General features: G+C 56.5%; 1 protein-coding gene. It reads left to right on the top strand.

Annotation, left to right across the window (positions count from 1 at the left end):
• Positions 1–204: 204 nt before the first annotated feature.
• Positions 205–1353, top strand: coding sequence for an IS1249 family transposase (locus tag AB1Z34_RS11095; RefSeq protein WP_016421368.1), 1149 nt, complete (start codon positions 205–207; stop codon positions 1351–1353).
• The last annotated feature ends 58 nt before the right edge of the window (positions 1354–1411 follow it).

The following is a 1411-nucleotide window of genomic DNA, read 5'->3' as shown; positions in this document are numbered from 1 at the left end:
GGGTTAAGTAGCAAAAAGTGTGTCTGACTTTCAGCATTACTGCTGATTAGGCTGGGTAAATCGGGCGGATATAAGCATCAAGACCTTATATCCGCCCGATTAGTGTTCAATCCACCGGAATGGCACCCGCATGTGCTAATCGGGGGTTGGTGTGCTTTCCGGGTGAGTAAAAACAGACCACGATGCCCGATATGCGCTGGGCAAATGAAGAAAAACGGAACCACTTCTAAAGGCACAACCAGGTGGCGATGCAAGGACCCGAACTGCGGCAGTTCCACGACACGAACCCGCACCGACCGCACGCAGACCCGCGACTTTAAAGCCTTCGTCTCTTATGCCACCTCCACAGCAACGTTGTCTGAACTCGCCCAGCAACAAGGGGTAAGCCGTTGGACACTTGACCGCCGATTCAAACCGTTCTGGCTCATCGACATCCCCAACGACGGTGACCCACAGCGCATCTACGACCAGATCTTCATCGACGGTACCTACACCGCCGCCGGATGCTTGCTCGTCGCAGCCAGCCACGACCACGTCATCGCATGGCACTGGACCAAACACGAAACCGCCCACGCCTACACGCAGCTACTCCGCAAAATCGCTGAGCCGCTCTGCGTCGTCCTCGACGGCGGACAAGGCGCACTTACTGCGATTAAAGCCTGCTGGCCGAACGCGATAATCCAACGATGCCTCGTCCATGCGCAACGCGTCATCCGCCGCTACACCACATCACGACCACGCACCGACGCCGGCAAAGCCATCTACGCCCTGGCGTTGAAACTGACCCGTATCACCACACTCGACCAGGCACGGGAGTGGACGCTGCGTCTGCACGACTTCGGACAGGTATTCAAAGCATTCCTCAACGAGAAAACGCCCGTGTCAAAAGAGCGCCGCACACTCAACAACCAGTGGGAATGGACCCATCTGCGAGTTCGCAAGGCATACAACTCCCTGCTGCACCTCTCACGGAAAGGATGGCTGTTTACCTACCTGCAGCCACCACCGAATGCGCTTGAGCCTCAACGCTGGGCTTCAACGACAAACAGTCTGGAAGGCGGCATCAACGCCGGGCTCAAACGCATCGCCGACGCGCATCGCGGCAGGTCCGGGGAACGCCAACGAAAAATGCTCGAGTGGTACCTGCACTCGAAAACGCAACTGCCTGACGACCCATTAAAGATCGCCAGGCAGTGCAATTTCGGCCAAGATCAACTCGCCAAAGTCAACGATCTTGTCGAAGAAGACCACAACAAAGCCGACCATGAAACAGGCCGACCAGCCTTCTACGACAACGCTATCCCAACCGAGTACGAACACTCGATAGGAATCAGAAAAGGCCCCATGAAGTAACAAACGGTGTGCCCGCCCCGCAACACGCCGAGCGGACACACTTTTTGCTACTTAACCC

The sequence above is a fragment of the Corynebacterium sp. 045007 genome, assembly GCF_040743205.1.
Classification (GTDB): domain Bacteria; phylum Actinomycetota; class Actinomycetes; order Mycobacteriales; family Mycobacteriaceae; genus Corynebacterium; species Corynebacterium jeikeium_D.
The sequence above is the reverse complement of the archived record's forward strand: the minus strand, read 5'-3'. Positions and strand labels throughout refer to the sequence as shown.